This window comes from Streptosporangium carneum (genome assembly GCF_027922005.1).
In the GTDB taxonomy this organism is placed as follows: domain Bacteria; phylum Actinomycetota; class Actinomycetes; order Streptosporangiales; family Streptosporangiaceae; genus Streptosporangium; species Streptosporangium carneum.
Genome location: NZ_BSEV01000005.1, coordinates 288486 through 305896 on the forward strand (window position 1 = coordinate 288486; position 17411 = coordinate 305896).

The 17411-nt window shown below is 70.9% G+C and carries 15 protein-coding genes; 5 read left to right on the plus strand and 10 right to left on the minus strand.

Translation table 11 applies throughout. The annotated features are described in order from the left end of the window. Nucleotides 1-137 precede the first annotated feature (137 nt). Nucleotides 138-836 carry a TetR/AcrR family transcriptional regulator gene (locus PKF00_RS14775; RefSeq protein WP_271218064.1) on the minus strand — a complete coding sequence of 233 codons (699 nt, stop codon included), beginning with the start codon at nt 834-836 and terminating at the stop codon, nt 138-140. 115 nt (nt 837-951) lie between these two features. Between PKF00_RS14775 and PKF00_RS14780 the strand changes: the two genes are divergently transcribed. Further along, complete coding sequence (locus PKF00_RS14780; protein WP_271218065.1) at nt 952-1296, plus strand: YrdB family protein; 345 nt, start codon at nt 952-954, stop codon at nt 1294-1296. A gap of 69 nt (nt 1297-1365) precedes the next feature. Further along, complete coding sequence (locus PKF00_RS14785; RefSeq protein ID WP_271218066.1) at nt 1366-2310, plus strand: NAD-dependent epimerase/dehydratase family protein; 945 nt, start codon at nt 1366-1368, stop codon at nt 2308-2310. A 129-nt stretch (nt 2311-2439) separates the two neighbouring features. On the opposite strand, the gene PKF00_RS14790 is transcribed toward PKF00_RS14785, so the two are convergent. After that, the gene (locus PKF00_RS14790; protein WP_271218067.1) at nt 2440-3636 is read right to left on the minus strand and encodes a cytochrome P450; all 1197 of its coding nucleotides are present in this window, start codon (nt 3634-3636) and stop codon (nt 2440-2442) included. Nucleotides 3637-3713: 77 nt separating this feature from the next. Beyond that, entirely contained in the window at nt 3714-4421 is a 708-nt protein-coding gene (locus tag PKF00_RS14795; protein WP_271218068.1) for a TetR/AcrR family transcriptional regulator, read from the minus strand. A gap of 111 nt (nt 4422-4532) precedes the next feature. Here PKF00_RS14795 and PKF00_RS14800 point away from each other — a divergent pair, with 111 nt between their 5' ends. After that, complete coding sequence (locus PKF00_RS14800) at nt 4533-5423, plus strand: Gfo/Idh/MocA family protein (protein ID WP_271218069.1); 891 nt, start codon at nt 4533-4535, stop codon at nt 5421-5423. Nucleotides 5424-5666: 243 nt separating this feature from the next. Here the strand turns inward: PKF00_RS14800 and PKF00_RS14805 are convergent, their stop codons facing one another. The 3 genes from PKF00_RS14805 to PKF00_RS14815 form a co-directional block, all read right to left on the minus strand. Further along, complete coding sequence (locus PKF00_RS14805) at nt 5667-6677, minus strand: acetamidase/formamidase family protein (protein WP_271218070.1); 1011 nt, start codon at nt 6675-6677, stop codon at nt 5667-5669. Between the two features lie 160 nt (nt 6678-6837). Then, nucleotides 6838-8232 carry an APC family permease gene (locus PKF00_RS14810; protein WP_271218071.1) on the minus strand — a complete coding sequence of 465 codons (1395 nt, stop codon included), beginning with the start codon at nt 8230-8232 and terminating at the stop codon, nt 6838-6840. An 80-nt stretch (nt 8233-8312) separates the two neighbouring features. Next, nucleotides 8313-9401, minus strand: a complete 1089-nt coding sequence (locus PKF00_RS14815; protein ID WP_271218072.1) for a substrate-binding domain-containing protein — start codon at nt 9399-9401, stop codon at nt 8313-8315. Between the two features lie 74 nt (nt 9402-9475). On the opposite strand from PKF00_RS14815, the gene PKF00_RS14820 reads away from it, so the two are divergent. Next, nucleotides 9476-9988: a MarR family winged helix-turn-helix transcriptional regulator gene (locus PKF00_RS14820; protein WP_271218073.1), complete on the plus strand. Its 513-nt coding sequence runs from the start codon at nt 9476-9478 to the stop codon at nt 9986-9988. Nucleotides 9989-10225: 237 nt separating this feature from the next. Here the strand turns inward: PKF00_RS14820 and PKF00_RS14825 are convergent, their stop codons facing one another. Continuing rightward, on the minus strand, nt 10226-11593 hold the full coding sequence (locus tag PKF00_RS14825) for a Glu/Leu/Phe/Val family dehydrogenase (RefSeq protein ID WP_271218074.1): 1368 nt from the start codon (nt 11591-11593) through the stop codon (nt 10226-10228). 250 nt (nt 11594-11843) lie between these two features. Here PKF00_RS14825 and PKF00_RS14830 point away from each other — a divergent pair, with 250 nt between their 5' ends. Further along, nucleotides 11844-13409 carry an alkaline phosphatase D family protein gene (locus tag PKF00_RS14830; protein ID WP_425582288.1) on the plus strand — a complete coding sequence of 522 codons (1566 nt, stop codon included), beginning with the start codon at nt 11844-11846 and terminating at the stop codon, nt 13407-13409. Here the strand turns inward: PKF00_RS14830 and PKF00_RS14835 are convergent. From PKF00_RS14835 to ddaH, 3 genes are all read right to left on the minus strand, one after another. After that, nucleotides 13399-14922: an MptA/MptB family glycosyltransferase gene (locus PKF00_RS14835; RefSeq protein ID WP_271218076.1), complete on the minus strand. Its 1524-nt coding sequence runs from the start codon at nt 14920-14922 to the stop codon at nt 13399-13401. The genes PKF00_RS14830 and PKF00_RS14835 overlap by 11 nt on opposite strands. A gap of 344 nt (nt 14923-15266) precedes the next feature. Beyond that, nucleotides 15267-16478 (minus strand): ornithine--oxo-acid transaminase, encoded by a 1212-nt coding sequence (rocD, locus tag PKF00_RS14840; RefSeq protein ID WP_271218077.1) that lies wholly within the window; start codon nt 16476-16478, stop codon nt 15267-15269. A 59-nt stretch (nt 16479-16537) separates the two neighbouring features. Further along, nucleotides 16538-17332, minus strand: a complete 795-nt coding sequence (gene ddaH, locus PKF00_RS14845) for a dimethylargininase (RefSeq protein ID WP_271218078.1) — start codon at nt 17330-17332, stop codon at nt 16538-16540. Nucleotides 17333-17411 lie beyond the last annotated feature (79 nt).

Genomic DNA, 17411 nt, shown 5'->3' on the forward strand with positions numbered 1-17411 from the left:
TTCACCGGGCCGCGCGTCGCCCGTTCGCGCCGATCCGCTCGGTGCCGCCGCTCGCCGCACCGGCGCGAGAGGAGGCGGCCGGTCTGGTCGGTGTCGCCGCTCGTGTGTCGGAGGGGAGGGGGCCGGGCCTAGCGGGGTCAGACGGGCAGGCCCAGGAAGCCGGCGTGGCAGCGCATGGAGTGGTCGAAGGCCGTCGTGGGGTCGAGGAGCACGTTGTTGAACTGGCCGAACACCTCGAAGTTGACCCAGCCGAACAGGCCGGTCCACACGATCAGGGCGCGGACGATGACGTCGTCGGGGACCTCGGGGATGACCTCGCGCACGCGACCCGCGTCCTCGGTGAACGAGGGAGGCGGAGGCGGGCAGACGGCGGGCGGGTTGAGGGCTCCCGCGCGGTGGGCGTCGGAGACGATCCGCCCGTAGACGGCGGTGTCGCGGACGGCGGCGGCGACGGTGTCCATCGGCGCCTTGTAGCCGGGCACGGGTGAGCCGTACAGCAGGGCGTACTCGTGAGGGTGGGCCAGTGCCCAGTCCCGTACGGCATGGCACACCGCCAGCCAGCGGCCGGTGTGGTCCTCGCGCGGGCAGGCCGCGTCGGCGTTCTCCACGGCCTCGCCGACGGCGTTGTAGCCGTCGATGATCAGTGCCGTGAGCAGGTCGTCCCTCGACGGGAAGTAGCGGTAGATCGCGGAGGAGACCATCCCCATCTCGCGGGCGACCGCGCGCAGGGACAGGCCCGAGGCCCCTTCTGTGGCCAGCTGGCCTCGGGCGATGTCGGTGATCTCGCGGGTCAGCTCTGCCCTGACCCGCTCCCGTGCTGTTCGGCTTGAGCTCATGCTCAGGACCATATCAGAGCACCGAGAATAAAAAAGAGCACTGCTCTTGACGGACCATGCTCAACAGGGAGAGCATTGCTCTCAGAACGGAACGTCAATCTCTAAGGAGCCCAGGATGCTGTCCCTGGCCAAGAACGCCAACCTTCTCGTCATGTTCCTGCTGGAACTGGGTGTTCTCGCCTCGACCTGCTACTGGGGCTTCACCGTCGGCCAGAACTGGCCGGTCAAGCTGCTCCTCGGCCTCGGCGCGCCGGCCCTGTTCATCGTGGTCTGGGCCGTCTTCGGCGCCGCGAACGGCGCGCAGATCCCGCTCACCGGCCTCGCCAGGGTCGCCCTGGAGGTCCTCTGGTTCGGCGGCGGCGCCGCGGCGCTGGTCATGGCGGGGCGGCTGACCCCGGGCGTCGTCTTCGCCGCCGTCTACGTCGTCAACGCCGCGCTGCGGGTGCTCTGGAAGCAGTGAGAGACCGTGAGCGGCAGTGAGAACCACATCACACCCAACCGAATGAAACCCGTCGAAGGGAAGAGAGTCATGGGCAAGCACGTCATCGCGGGAGCGGGACAGGTCGGCTCCCAGGTCGCGCGGCTGCTGGCGGAGCAGGGGCACGAGGTCGTCCTCGTCAGCCGTTCCGGGTCGGGCCCCGATCTTCCCGGAGTCGGCAAGGTGGCCGCGGACGCGGCCGACCGGGAGCGGATGACCTCGCTCACCAGGGGGGCCGACGCCCTCTACAACTGCGTCAACCCGCCCTACCACCGCTGGGCCCAGGACTGGCCGCCGATGGCGCAGTCGCTGCTGGGCGCGGCGGAGGCCGCAGGCGCGGGATACGTCGTCCTCGGCAACCTCTACGTCTACGCCGCGCCGGAGCGTCCCATGCGGGAGGACGACCCGCTCACGCCGCCCAGCGCCAAGGGGGCCGTCAGGCTCCGCGTCTGGCAGGAGGCGCTGGCCGCGCACGAGGCGGGCCGGGTCCGCGTGACCGAGGTGCGTGGCTCCGACTACTTCGGTCCCGGCTGCCTGGACCAGTCGCATCTGGGGGAGAGGCTCGTCCCCCAGATGCTCGGCGGCAAGCCGGTCCGCGTCATCGGGGACCCGGACCAGCCGCACAGCTGGACCTACGTGCCCGACGTGGCCAGGGCCCTGGTGACGGCCGCCGCCGACGACCGGTCCTGGGGGCGCGCGTGGCACGTCCCGACGACGGAGCCGATGACGACCCGCCAGATCGCGGACCGGCTGTGCGCGCTCGCGGGCGTCCGGAACCCGGGAGTCAAGGCCATGCCGCACTGGATGATCCGCGCGGCGGGGCTCTTCTCCCCGATGCTCGGCGAGCTCGAGGAACTGCGCTACCAGTTCGTCAGGCCCTTCGTCCTGGACTCCTCCGACTTCCAGAGGACCTTCGGGGTGACGCCCACCCCGATGGACGAGGCGCTGAGCGCCACGATCGCCTGGTGGCGCGACCGCCTGGCCTCGGCGGCGTGAGTCGTACGGCGCGTCCGCTCCGCCGCGGAGGCCGTGCGGCCGGAGGCGTCCGTCCGGCCGTACGGCGTGATCGCCGGTCCGGGAACCGGCGGCGACGTCGGCGGAAGGGCGAACGTGAGGGCTCCCAGGCTACGACGCGTCCCAGGTGACGGGGAGCCGGTGCACGCCATAGATGATCATGTCGTCGCGGAACGGCACCTCCTCGAGGTCGACGGCCAGGCGGAGAGTGGGGAACCGGTCGAACAGCGCCGGATAACCGACCTGCATCTCGACGCGTGCCAGCTGCTGGCCCAGGCACTGGTGGACGCCGTGGCCGAAGGCCAGATGCCCGCCGCCCGGCCTGAGCAGGTCGAGGATGTCGGGGTCGGCGAACCGGCTCGGGTCGCGGTTGGCCGCCGGAATCGAGACGGTCACCGTCTCACCGGCCCTGACCGGTCGCCCGTCCAGCTCGACGTCCTCGAGGGCCGTCCGGGTCGTGAAGGGGATCACGCTCAGGTAGCGCAGCAGTTCTTCGACGGCCTGGCCGGCCGCGTCCGGGCCGGCGCGCAGGACGGCGAGCTGGCCGGGGTGCTCCATCAGGACGAGGGCGCCCAGGGCGAGCATGTTGGCGGTGGTCTCGAACCCGGCGCCCAGCAGCACGAAGCCGATGCTGGTGAGCTCCTCGTCGGTGAGGTCGGCGCCGGTCAGGCCGCTGAGCAGGTCGTCGGTCGGCTCGGCGCGCTTGGCCAGCACCAGCTCGCGCATGAACCCCTGCATCGTGGTGTAGGCGGCGACCATCTCCTGCGGGGAGTTGTCCAGGCGCATCAGCGCCGCGGAATGGCGCTGGAAGTGCTCCCGGTCGGCGTAGGGCACCCCCAGCAGCTCACAGATCACCAGCGCGGGGATCGGCAGCGCGAACGACTGCACCAGGTCCACCGGCGGGCCGTGCCGTTCCATGGCGTCCAGGTGCTCGGCGGTGATCTGCTGGACGCGCGCGGTGAGCCCGCGCATGCGCCGGACGGTGAACTGGCCGGTGAGCAGGTGCCGGTAGCGGGTGTGGTCGGGCGGGTCCATCCGGCTGAAGACGCCCGGCGGCGCAGGCTGGGGCCCGCCGGTGAGGGCCGGTCGGGGGATCGGGAGGTGGTTGAGCTCGGCCCTGGCGCTGAAGCGGGGGTCGGCCAGGACCGCGCGGACGAGGGCGTGGCTGGTGACCAGCCATCCGGTATGGCCGTCGGGGTAGGCCAGGGGGCTGACGGGGGCGCTCTCGCGGAGTCGCGCCAGCGCGGTGGGCGGGTCGAAGTGGTTGGGGCGTTGGGCGGGGATCGGCGCGGGGGTGGCGTTCGGCATGGAGATCTCTCCTCTGATCGGATTCGCTTCCCGCGGGTGGGGCGCGCCAGGCCGTGCCCGCGGGTCGCCTAGGCTGGTCAGCCCGGCTCTGAGGTGCGCTGGTAGCCGTAGATCCACTCGCGGTAGGGCGGGACCACGTCCTCGATGACGCCCAGGAGCTCCGCGGCCGCCGTGGCCAGGACCTGAGGATCCGGCGGGACCGCGGGCTCGAAGGCGGTCCGGACGACGTGCGCGAGCGAGTCGGCCCTCGCCCGTACCTCCAGCCTGGCGGACGCGGGGTCCAGGGTGTCGAGGAGCATGAAGCCGCTGTTCGTCGCGCTCAACGCGTACGTCAGGTTCGGCACGTCGTCACGGAACAGGCCGTGGCGGGTCAGCACGTCGAAGAGCCTGGCACTGGCGAGCAGCTCGTGGCCGCGCATGGCGCTGTCGGTCATCCTGGCCTGCAGCCGTTCCAGGTCGCCGTTGAACATGGCGCGCAGCACAGGAGTGTCGTGGACGATCAGGAACGACGCGGCCATCAGGCGATGCGGCAGGACCGTGGCCGGGTCCCGGCGCAGCTCGTCGGTGAGCCTGCCGATGTAGGCGATGGACTCGCGCAGGAGCAGGGCTTCGAAGAGCTGCTGCTTGGTGGGCCAGTGCAGGTAGACCGTGCCCTTGCCGATCCCGACCCGCTGCGCGATGTCCTCGACCGTGACCTTCCGGTAACCGAGGCGCACGAGCAGGTCGGCCGCGGCGTCGAGGATCCGGTCCGCGCGGTCGGGGTCCTGTCTCGGTCGTCCTGGCACCGTACGCTCCCATGACTTTCTGACCAATTACGAAATTTAGTCAACAAGTCAGACCGTACTCCGCGCCCGGGGGCCGCACAACCCCCGCGGGGCGGGCCGTACGCTCTGGGCATGAAGATCGCCATGATCGGCCTCGGGGACATCGCGCAGAAGGCCTACCTGCCGGTGCTCGCCGCCACGCCGGGCCTCGACCTGCACCTGTGCACCCGCGACCGCGCCACCCTCGGTCGTCTCGGCGAGACCTACCGGATCGAGCGCCGCCTCACCTCGGTCGACGAGGTGATCGACGCCGGGGTCGAGGCCGCCTTCGTGCACGCGGCGACCGAGGCCCACGCGGAGATCGTCGAACCTCTGCTCGGCGCCGGCGTCCACGTCTACCTGGACAAGCCGATCGCCTACACGCTGGCCGACTCCGAACGCCTGGTACGGCTGGCCCGCGAGAGGGACCTGTCGCTGTTCGTCGGCTTCAACCGCCGCAGGGCGCCGTCGTACGCGGCCCTGCTCGACCTGCCCCGCCACCTGGTGATGATGGAGAAGAACCGGAGGAACCTCCTGGAGGACCCGCGCACCACCGTCTTCGACGACTTCATCCACGTCGTGGACACCCTGAGGTTCCTGGCGCCCGGGCGGGTCGAGCACACCGGGGTCCGGGCGAGGGTCAGGGACGGTCTGCTCGAACACGTGACGCTCGAGCTGTCCGGGGACGGCTTCACCGCGTTCGGGATCATGAGCAGGGTGAGCGGCGCCGCGGAGGAGACCGTCGAGGTGATGGGCGGGGGAGTCAAGCGGCGGGTGGTCAACCTCGCCGACGTGGTCGACCAGGCGGGCGCGGAGACGCTGACCCGCCGCGGCGACTGGACCCCCGTCTCCCGGCAGCGCGGCATCGAGGGGGCCTGCCTGGAGTTCCTCGGCGCGGTCCGCTCGGGAACGCGCGTCGACGCGGAGGACGCCCTGGTCACCCACGCCCTCTGCGAGGACATCGTGACCGCGTGCGCGGGCTGAGCGCTCAGGAGGCGGGAACCGGGGAGCCGCTCAGGGGGCGGGAACCGGGGAGCCGCTCAGGGGGCGGGAACCGGGGCCGCCGGACGGGCTCAGGCCGCTTCTGGTCGTGAGCCGAGCGCTCCGGGTCAGGGAGGCGGGAACCGGACGGGCTCGGGCCGCTCCCGGTCGTGAACGGAAAAGTCCCGCGCCGCGCACCCCGGCGGTACGCGACGCGGGACGCCTTCCCCGCGCGGGCCCCCGCCGTCAGCGCTGGGCGAGGTATTGCCGGCCCAGGGCGCGCAGGCGCTCGTGGGCCGACTCGTAGACGCCGGACCCGCCCAGATATGCCTTGGGGAGCTTGGCGACCATCGTGTAGTTGCTGTCGCAGACGTTGCCGACCGGGGCCTCGCCGATCTGGCTGACCAGCTGGTAGGCGTCCAGGGTCTCCAGGCCGGTGACCTCGGAGGTCCAGGTCACCAGGTCGTGCTGGCTGATCCGGTAGGCGTCCTCGAGCGGACGGGCGGAGCCGGTCGACATCAGGCTGTGGTCGTCCTCCAGGCGCGGCCACGGGGTGGCGACGCCCTTGATCAGCTCGACCGCGACCACGGTGTTCATCGCCGCCTCGATGGCGGTGCCGCACACCTCGCCGTGGCCCTGGCGGGCGTGCCCGTCGCCGACCGCGAACAGCGCGCCCTCGACGTTGACCCCGAGGTAGACGGTCACGCCCGCGCGCAGCTCGGGGGTGTCCATGTTGCCGCCGTGGGCGTCCGGGGTGATCGTCATCCGGGCCTCGGACGCGCCGGGCGCGACGCCGACCGTGCCGTGCATCGGGTCGAGCGGCAGCTCGACCGTGAAGTCGCTCTTGCGGGCGTGGTAACGGGCCACCCCCGCCTCGACGTCGATGTCGTAGTGCCAGACGACCTCGTCGAGCGGCGGGGTGAGCATGGCGGTGGTGTGCGTGCCGGTCAGCGCTCCGAAGTGCGGGAACGTGGCCGACACCGCCCAGTCCCTGGCGGGCTCGATGGTGACGAAGTGCAGTGCGAGCGTGTCGCCAGGCTCGGCGCCCTCGACGTGGAAGGGGCCGGTGACGGGGTTCAGGTAGGGGAACTCGCAGACCTGCGAGGGCAGGTCGTCGACGGAGCGGACCCGGCCGCCGAAGCAGTCCTCGGTGTACATCTCGACGATGGCGCCGGGTTCGATCCTGGCGACGGCGGGCCTGCCGCCGAAGGTGTAGCTGAGATCCTCGGGAGAGGGCCTGTAGGAGAAGACGTTCACCGCACACCCGCCCGGCTGAGGTTCGTTACCGCGTTGAGGAGGGCAGAGGCGAAGCCCTCTTCCACCTCAAGAAAGATTTCGAACATGTGGTCTGTCCTTGCGTGATCGAAAGGGGGTTGCGGGGGGTGTGCGGCAGGTCGTCGGTCAGGACGCCGAGGCGTTACTTGATGGGGCCGTCGTGCGACTCGCCCAGGGCGGCCAGCAGGGGGCGGCGGCCGTAGGCGAAGAAGGTGGCGAGCACGAGCACGCCGATGGCGAGCCAGACGATGCCCACAAGCTGGGCGGCGATGCTGGCGTTGATCACCACGTAGACCAGGATCCCGAAGCCGATCAGGGGGGCGAACAGGTGCCGCCACCAGGCGCGGCTGCCGCTGCGGAAGACGTAGTGGACGATCACCGACAGGTGCAGCGCGAGGAAGGCGGTCATCGCGCCGAAGTTGACCAGGCCGCTGATCAGTGCGACGCCGTCCTCACGGTCGGCCAGGAAGAGGCCGACGGCCAGGGAGACGAGGGCCACGAGGATGGTGGCGTTGACCGGCACCTTGGTCTTCGGGTGGATCTTGGCGAGGAAGGCGGGCAGCTGGCGGTCACGGGCCATCGCGTACAGCAGACGCGAGGTGGCGGCCTGGGCGACCAGCGAGTTGGCGAAGCCCCAGGCGATGGCGGTGGCGACGGCGGTCAGGATGCTCAGCCAGTGACCGCCCGCGAACTCGGCCATGTCGTAGAACGCGGTGCCCGCCGGGTCGCCGGTGTTCAGCAGCTGGCTGCGGTTGGGGGTGAGCAGCGCGCCGATCCAGGTCTGCACGATGAACAGCGCGCCCGCCAGGCCCAGCGCCGCGATCATCGAGCGGCCGATCTTACGGCTGTCGACCTTGCTCTCCTCGGCCAGCATGGAGATGCCGTCGAAGCCGAGGAAGGAGAGGACCGCGACGGAGACCGCGCCGAAGGCCAGTGGCCAGGAGAACGTGTCCGGGTTGAACAAGGGAGTCAGCGCGCCCGTCTGGGCCTTGCCCTGGAGCAGCGCGAACAGGCCGATGAGGATGAAGATCGCCAGCACGATGAGCTCGCCGATCAGCATGATCCGGGTGATCTTCGCCGTCATCTGGATGCCCAGGTAGTTGACGACCGTGTTGAGGACCACGAACACGATCAGCCATCCCCACACCGGCAGGGGGATGAACGAGGCCATCGCCAGGCTCGCGATGAGGTAGAGCAGGGCGGGCACCAGCACGTAGTCGAGCAGCATCGCCCAACCGGCCAGGAAGCCGACGGGGCCGACGATGCCCCGGCCCGCGTAGGTGTAGACCGACCCGGCCATCGGGAAGGCCCTGGCCATCTGCGCGTACGAGAACGCGGTGAAGGCCATCGCGACCATGCCGATGATGTACGCGAGTGCGACCATGCCACCGGACGCCTGGAAGACGCTGCCGAAGATGCCGAACGGCGCGATCGGAACCATGAAGATCAGGCCGTAGATGAGCAGGTCGTTGAAGCTGAGGGACCTTCGAAGCTCTTGCCTGTAGCCGAACTGTTCCAGGGAGGGGTCAGTGGTCATGGAACAACTCCTAGAAGAGGATGTGCAGGCGTCACTTTAGGACGAATCCTTGAAAAGGAAAAGTTTGCAGGGGAAAGTTGTTAACGTACGATGTCGAAGTCGAGACCGTCCGCTCTGCCGATGTGGGCCCCGCGCCTCACTCCGTGGTCCTGGAGTGTCAGCCGCCCACGCGCGGTGACGATCGAAGTGCCGTCGGCGATCGCGTCGACCGCGGGCACATAGAGCGTCCCCGCGCGCCTCGCGAGCGCGGCAAGCATTAACACCGCCTCGTAACAACCCTGGCCGTGCCCGTTGAGCATCGGCGCGTTTGATCCGAAGCGACGAGTGTAACGTTCCCCAAGACTGAGGCTGTCGTCGGTCACCAGACTGGAAAAATAGCCCATCGCGCCGTAAAGCTCGCCGGTGTCGTCCCCGCCGATGCTGAGCAGGCCGTGCTCCTCCAGCGCGCCGCAGAGGCGGGGATAGCCCAGGCCCGCCGCGGCGAAGGCGCGGTTGAAGTTGACGAGGTCGCTGCCGATCAGGCTGAGCAGCACGGCGTCCGGCCTGCTGGCCACCATCTGCTCCAGGATGGCGCCCAGGTCGTGGTTGCCGCAGGGGACGTACAGGTCGCCGACCACCGTCGCGCCTCGGGCGGCGAGATGGCGGCGGGCGGCCCCGTGGACCAGGCGGGGCCAGACGTAGTCGTTGCCCAGCAGGAACCATCTTCGGGCGCGGCGCAGCTCGATCAGCCAGTCGAGTCCCGGCTTGAGCTGGTGGTCGGGCGTCTCGCCCAGGAAGTAGACCCCGGGAGCGCGGCCGCCCCCCTCGTACGGCGGGGCGTAGACGAACGGCGTCCGCCCCGCCAGCGCCCGCACGATCGCGATCCGGACGTCGCTGCCGCAGGTGCCGATCACCGCGTCGACCACGCCGCTGCGCGCGAGCTCCCCGACCTCGGCCGCCACCTGTTCCGCCGGGCGGCCCCCGTCGACGAGGACCAGCTCGATCGGCCTGCCCAGCATGCCGCCCGCGAGGTTCACCTCGTCGGCGGCGAGCACCGCGCAGTTGATGGCGCACGGCCCGACGAGCCCGAGCACCCCGGAGACGGGCACCACGAGTCCGACGCGCAGGGTCACCCCCTGGAGCAGCTGCGCTTCCAAGGGCTCGATGACGGATGTGATGGCTTCTGCCACATCGCCGAGTATCCTCCTAAAATGACGGGTATGGCATGTCCGTTACTCAGCTGGGATACAGACGGGAGGTTCACATGGTGACGACCGGGCTGGGATCCTCGCTCGCCTACCTGCTCAGCCGGGCTGAGCGTAGTGTCAACCGAGGACTCGCCGCCGCGCTCACCGCGGAGGACGTCAGCGTCGAGCAGTGGCGCATCCTGCGCGCGCTCGCCGACGACCGCGGCCACTCGATGGGGGATCTGGCCGAGGCCGTCCTGATGCCGCATCCGACGCTCACCAAGGCGATCGACCGGCTCATCGACCGCGCGTTCGTCTACCGCGGGCACGACCCGGTCGACCGCCGCAAGGTCGCCGTCTTCCTCGCCGACCGGGGAGCCGAGCTGCTCGACCGGGTCGAGGGCGCGGTGGCCGGACATCACCGGATGATCGAGGCCGCGTTCGGCACGGAACGCACCGAGCAGCTCATGCACGACCTGGAGCGCCTGGTCAGGGCGCTGGACGCGCCGCCCGCCGAGAGGCCTTCCGACACGCCCTTGCACAGGATCGCAGGGCGCGACGGCGAGGCGGTTCCCGCGCTGCGTTCCTGAAACCGCGCCTGGGACGCCTTCGAGGCGGGCCGCGTGCCGGAACGCCTCAGGGGCCGTGTCCCCGAGTGTCCACGAGTGTTCCCGTGTTGTTCCCGAGTCCTTCCGGGAGTGTTCTCGAGGGCTTCCGGAAGTGTTCCCGGGGGTTCCGAGGTTTTCGCGTTTCCCGAGAGGCGCTCCGCGCCGTACGGCCCGACCCCCGACGGGGGCCGGGCCTTCCTGGTGAGCGGGGGCGGGACGTCAGAGACGCAGGCCCCTCGCCCTGTGGGACTCGGCGACCCGGCCGACGCCGACCGCCAGGGCGGCCTGGCGCAGGGTGATCCCGCGTTCCGCGGACACCGCCGCGACCGTGTCGAAGCACCCCTCCACGAGGTCGCGCAGCCCCGTGACCGCCTCGTTCGCGGCCCACGGGGCGGAGGTCCGCGGATGCGCGACCCACGGACGGGAGCGCCGATCCGCCGGCGTCGACCACGCCGTCGGCCGCGCCGCCGGCCACCGGTCGTCCGAGAGGGCGACCGCGTCGCCCAGGCCCGCCAGGACGTCCGGCACCACCGTGGTCCCGGCGTCCGCCAGAACCAGGTCCGCCTCAGGCGTGGTCGGGCCGTCCACGGCCTCCACGACCAGGCGCGCCCTGATCCGGGAGGCGTTCCCCGCCGTGATCGCGCCCATCCCGGCCGCGGGGACGAGCACGTCGACGTCGAGTTCGAGCAGTTCCTCCGGGGACAGGGCGTCCGCGCCGCGGTAGCCGCGCACGCCGCCGCTCTCCGCGGCCCATGCCCGCAGATCCGCCACGTCCAGCCCCGAGCGGTCGAGCACCGCGTCGGTGGCGTCCGAGACCGCGACCACGCGGCAGCCCTCGCCTGCCAGGTACAGCGCGGCCAGGGAGCCGACCTCGCCGAAACCGTGCACCGCGACGGTGCGGCCCTCGGGCGAGCCGCCGGGCAGCGTCCCCAGCGCCCTCAGCGCGGTGACGCACACGCCGAGGGAGGACGCCGAGGCCCGGTTCCGCGCGTCGCCGGACGGGGCGGGGCCGCCGGACGCCACGCCAGGCGGGGGGTAGCCCGCCCGCGCGGAGCAGCTGTCGGCGATCCAGGCCGAGATCCAGGCGGTGGTCCGTTCGTCCGCGCCCGAGTCGGGGGAGGGGACGTCCCGCTCAGGGCCGATGATCGGCATGATCTCGTTGACGTAGCGGCGTGTCACCCGCTCCAGCTCCCTGGCGTCCAGCGAGGCGGGGTCGACGCGGACGCCGCCTCTGGCGCCGCCGTACGGGAGGCCGGCCAGCGCGCACTTCCAGGTCGTCAGCATGGCCAGCGCGGTGACCTCGTGGACGTCGGCGGAGGGGGTGAACCGTATCCCGCCCCTGGCGGGGCCGAGAGTAGTGTTGTGCTCGACTCGGAAGCCTTGGACGATCTCCGTCCGGCCGTCCCGGCGGACCGGCACCGAGACGGTGAGCGAGCGTCTGGGGGTGGCGAGCATCGTGCGCAGGCCGTCGTCCAGGCCGAGCAGCTCGGCTGTCTCGTCGAGCTGGGACAGAGCGGCGTCGAGGGCCTGGCGGCCCGGGACGACGAGGGCGGTCGCCGGCGTCTTTGACGGCACCGTGAGGGTCATGAGGAGAAGCCTCCATCCGGTGAGCGGAGCGCCATTGCTCCACTCGTGGTGGTTCGTGATGATCAGACTAGTTATGGGGCTTTTGCCGTGCCAAGCCGACAATGTTGCGGTCTGATGACCGTTTTTTGTGTATTTCCCTACTTTGGCGTGATCCGTTGTTAGCCGTGCGAGCTGCCGGGCACTGTGGGGAAGACACACCGACATGGCAGGCTCCCCGTAGGGCGTCTGCCGTTTTGCAGTGGTTGAGGAGATGAACGACGTGCCGGAACTTGTGGTCGGTCCGCTGCTGCGTTACGTGGACGAGACGAGCGCGTCGGTGTGGGTGGAGACGAGCGTGCCGTGCGAGGTGACCGTCGAGGTCGGCGGGGCGAGATCGCAGGCGCGGACGTTCTCCGTGCACGGCCACCACTACGCGATCGTGGACGCCGGAGGCGAGGGGGCCTACGAGGTCCTCCTCGACGGGCGGAGCGTCTGGCCGCTGCCCGACCAGCCGCCCAGCCGCATCCGGTTCCTCGGGCCCGGCGGGCCGAGGAAGGTGATGTTCGGCTCGTGCCGGACCAGCGTGCCGCACGACACCCTGCACACCCTCTCCCACGGGGTCGACGTCCTGCGCGCCTACGGCTGCACCCTGATGGACAGGCCGCAGGAGGACTGGCCCGACATGCTCCTGCTGCTCGGCGACCAGGTCTACGCCGACGAGCCGTCCGTCGAGATGCTGGAGTTCATCAGGAACCGCAGGGACAGCGAGCCGAAGACGGAGATCGCCGACTTCGAGGAGTACGCCGAGCTGTACCGGATCGCCTGGACCGACCCGGAGATCCGCTGGGTCCTCTCGACGGTGCCCAGTGCGATGATCTTCGACGACCACGACCTGCGCGACGACTTCAACACCTCCGCCACCTGGCGCGAGCAGATGGCCGAGGTCCCCTGGTGGCCGCGCCGGGTGGTCTCCGGGCTCGGGGCCTACTGGATCTACCAGCACCTGGGCAACATGTCGCCCGAGGAGCGCTCCGGCGACGAACTGCTCAGCAAGCTGTGCGCGGCCGAGGGCGACGGGGCCGAGATCCTCGACGCCTTCGCCGAGCACGCCTACGACGTCCCCACCGACAGCCGGTGGAGTTACTCCCGGGACCTCGGCGACACCCGCCTGATCATGCTCGACTCCCGCAGCGCCAGACAGCTCACCCCCGGCGACCGGCGCATGATCGACCCGGTGGAGTGGGAGTGGCTCGTCGAGCAGCTCGACAGGGGCGGCGTCGAACGCTTCGTGATCGGCACCTCGGTGCCGTTCCTGCTGCCCGCGGGCATCCACCACATCCAGAACTGGAACGAGGCCCTGGCCCAGGGGGCCTGGGGCAGGAGGGTGGCCCGCTGGTCGGAGGCCCTGCGCCAGGCCGTCGACCTGGAGCACTGGGCGGCCTTCCGCCGCTCGTTCGAGGAGCTGTCCAGGCTGCTGGTGAAGGTGGGCAAGCCGGTGATCCTGCTCTCCGGCGACGTGCACTACTCCTACGTGGCCAAGGCCGACGGGCTGCCCATCTACCAGCTCGTCTGCTCGCCGATCCGCAACCCGCTGAGCCGGCTGCTCAGGCTGGCCAACATCGTCGCGCAGTTCGGCCTCGCCACGCTGGTCGGCGGCTGGCTGTCCCGCCTGGCGCGCATCCCCAGGCCGCCGTTCAAGTGGCGCATCGTCCACGGCCCGTGGTTCTCGAACGCGGTGGCCAGCCTGTCGCTGGACACGACCCCCCTCTCCGTACGGTGGGACACCGCGGCCGCCACCGAGGTCTCCGAGGTCGCCACGGTCGAGCTCACCCGCTGAGCGCGCGCTCGGGCTCCCGTTCCCGCGAGGGGACGGGGGTCCGGCGCGGCCTCCTGTGGCCCAGGGCGTTCGCGAAGGCCAGCACCACGACGCACAGGATGACGGCGTCGGAGGCGAGTGGAGCGATCCACGGGCGATAGGTCTCGGCGATCCACCGGGTCAGCTCGGTCGGCTGGAGCTGGAGCAGACCGACGGCGCCCGGCAGGTAGATGAGGCTGGTGACGACCCCCCTGAAGACCATCAGCCCGTCGAGCCGTCCGGCGGGCATGAGGGCCAGCAGAGGGAACAGCATGGCGTCGTACCAGGGGTGCTGCACGGGGGAGGTGAGCAGCCACCCCAGGCACAGCGCGAGCGCGGGCCGTGCCGAGGCCAGGCCCTCCGGCGCGGGAGCCAGCCGCCAGCACAGCAGGACGGCGACGAGGAGGGCGGCGCCCAGGGTGATCTGCCCCTCCAGCGGAGACGACTCCGTTCCGAGGCCGAGCGCGTCGGTGATCACCCGCCACGGGTCCGCCAGCGAGCGCGCACCGAGCTTGCCGACCACGTTCTCGAAGGCCTCGGTGCTCTGCGTGGCGTACATCGTGATCAGGGCCGTGAACGCGCCCATGCCCAGGGCCACGAGCCTGGTCGGTGGGTGGCGGGCCGCCCACGCCAGCCCCGCCCCCGCCAGGACGAACGGCGCCTTGACCGCCGTCGCCGCGCCGAGCAGCGCCCCCGAGAGCACGTTCGCGATCACGCCGCCCCGGCGCGGGACGAGGAACGCGGCGACGAGGAAGAGCACCCCCAGGCCGTCGATGTGGCCGCCGAGCACCACGTGCCACAGCATCAGCGGGTTGAGGGTCCACAGCAGGTGGACCCGGGCCCGGCGCCCGGAGTCCGCTCCGGCCAGCCGGTCGAGGGCGAACGCCGACAGCAGGAACGCCAGGCCGGCCATGGCCTTGAAGGCGAACACCGTGCCCGCCATGGACGCGCCGCCCAGGAGCGAGGCGGCCATCTGCGCCCAGGTGGCCAGCGGGCCGTAGACCGAGGACGTGTTCCGCCAGGCCAGGGGTGTGAGGTCGCCGACCGGGTCGGCCATCCTGTGCAACCACGCCGGGGTCAGCACGTACGGGTCGTGCCCCAGGGCGGCGATCCGTCCGTACACCGCGTAGTTGAGCACGTCCGTCGACCCGGCGGGCGGCACGAGCGTCAGGGCGAGGACGGCGATCACCGCGCCCAGGGGGACGACCCTCCGCGCGGGACGCCATCCGCGGCGCACGGCCCACAGCCCGGCTCCGACCCCCAGCCCGGCGACGATGACGGCGGCCCAGCTCAGCTGGATCACCAGCGTCTCCGAGGGGGCGACGCGGAGGGACCACGGCGGACCGCCGCCGCCGAGCTCGGGGACCGCCGCCGAAGGGCCGAGGAGGGCGACGGCCAGCATGACCGCCACGGAGACCCCGATCAGGAGGAGTCCCGAGACCCCGGCGAACCGCGCGCCCCGGCGTGGAGCCGCGGCGGGCTCCGGTTCCGTCATCGGGGGACGTGCATCGGGTCCAGCCGACGTCGACACCTGCCGAACCTCCAAGAGCCACCGGGACGGTCACGGCACCGCGGCGGCCCGGCCCGACGCCACGCGGTCGCCGACCCTGCCTCTGCCCACCCCCGTGCCCGTTCCACGGCCCGCGCCCTTCGGCACCGGCCTCGTGGTGAGGCGGCCTGGGCGTCGACGATTTCGCGTGGGGTTGACGCGATGCTCACCCAAGCGTAGATCGTTCGGAACGGTGGTGCGGCCGGGGATACGCGGCCGGCTCCGGCACGGTGGCCGCGGAGGGGGGCGGGGCCGTGCCGGAGCCGGTGGCGGGGCCGGGGTGGGCCGGGCTATCCCGCGTACTCCTTGAGGGCGTCGGCCAGCTGGTCGACGGCCCACAGGAGGTCCTCCTCGGAGACGACGATGGGCGGGGCCAGCCGGATCGTCGAGCCGTGGGTGTCCTTGGCCAGGACGCCGCGGCGCATCAGCGCCTTGGAGATCTCCCGGCCCGTGGCGAGGGAGGGGTCGATGTCGACGCCCGCCCACAGGCCGCGGCCGCGTACGGCGACCACGCCCTGGCCGACCAGGGCGCGCAGTCTCTCGTGCAGGACCGCGCCGAGCTCCTTCGCCCGCGTCTGGTACTCACCGGTGTTGAGGATCTCGATGACCGTGGTGGCCACCGCGCAGGCGAGCGGGTTGCCGCCGAAGGTCGAGCCGTGCTGGCCCGGCTTGATGACGCCGAGCACGTCCTCGTTCGCGGTGATCGCGGAGACCGGCACGACGCCGCCGCCCAGGGCCTTGCCCAGCACGTAGATGTCGGGCACGACCCCCTCGTGGTCGCAGGCGAAGGTGTCGCCGGTGCGGCCGAGCCCCGACTGGATCTCGTCGGCGATCATCAGGATGTTCTCCGCGGAGCACAGCTCGCGGACCTGGGTGAGGTAACCGTCCGGCGGGACCAGCACGCCCGCCTCGCCCTGGATGGGCTCGAGCAGCACCGCGACGGTGTTGCCGTCGACGGCCTCGCGGATCGCCTCGATCGAGCCGTACTTCACGATCTTGAACCCGGGGGTGTACGGGCCGAAGCCGTCATGGGCGTCCGGGTCGGTGGAGAAGCTGATGACCGTGGTGGTGCGGCCGTGGAAGTTGTCCTCCATCACGATGATGTTGGCCTGCTCGGCGGCCACGCCCTTGACCTCGTAGCCCCACTTGCGGGCCACCTTGATCGCGGTCTCCACGGCCTCGGCGCCGGTGTTCATCGGCAGGACCATGTCCTTGCCGGTGAGGTCGCCCAGACCGGCGGCGAAGGCGGCGAACTGGTCGTGGAAGAAGGCGCGACTGGTCAGCGTGAGCTTGGCCAGCTGCTCCTGCGCCGCTCCGATGATCTTCGGGTTGCCGTGGCCGAAGTTCAGCGAGGAGTAGCCGGACAGGCAGTCCAGGAACCGCTTGCCCTCCACGTCGGTCACCCAGGCGCCCTGCGCCTCGTGGATCACGATGGGGAGGGGGTGGTAGTTGTGAGCGCTGCGGCGCTCGCTGAGCTCGATGAACTCTTCTGTGCTCGTCATCTCTGTGCGCGTCATCCGATTGTTCGCCGTTCTTTGGTTCGTGACCGTTCTGCCTGCGTCTATCCCCGAATCTCCAGCGTGCAGCATTTGGGTCCGCCGCCCGCCTTGCGCAGCTCGGACAGCTCGACGGGTATGACCTCGAGCCCGCGGCGCTTGAGCTCCAGCTGCAGGTCGGTCGCCTCGGCGTTGATCACCACGTGGGTGCCGTCGCTGACCGCGTTGAGCCCGAGCACGGTCGCGTCATCCTCGTTCGCGATGACGGCGTCGGGGAACAGGTTTCTGAGTACCTCCTGGCTCCCGACCGAGAAGGCCCCTGGGAAGTATGCCACGTTATGTCCGTTTAGTGGGAAAAGGGCAGTGTCCAGGTGGTAGAAGCGAGGGTCAACCAGCCGCAGCGAGACCACGGGGCGGCCGAGGAACTCCTGGGCCTCGCCGTGCGCGGCGACGTCGGTGCGGAAGCCCGTGCCCGCCAGCACCAGATGGTCGAGCGTGAGGAAGTCGCCCTCGCCCTCGTTGGTGAACTCGGCCTCGCGCGAGGCGTGGTAGCCGTTGGCGGTGAACCACTCCAGGTACGCCGGTCCCTCCGCGGCGCGCTCGGGATGCGTGAACCGCGCGCCGTACACCCGGCCGCCGACGACCAGCGCCCCGTTCGCGGCGAAGACCATGTCGGGCAGCCCCTCAACCGGGTCGATCAGGCTGACCCGGTGGCCGAGGTCCTCATAGGTGCTCTTGAGCCCCTCCCACTGGCGGATCGCGACCTCGCGGTCGGCGCCCGCCTCGGGGTCCATCCACGGGTTGATCGCGTATTCGACGGCGAAGTGGTCGGGCCGACACATGAGGTAGTGCCTTGTCATGAAAAACCCCGTTAAGGAAGTCGTGGTGAGGGATTGCACCAGACTAGGAACGGGGTTGACGCGGGCCAAGGGCCCGATC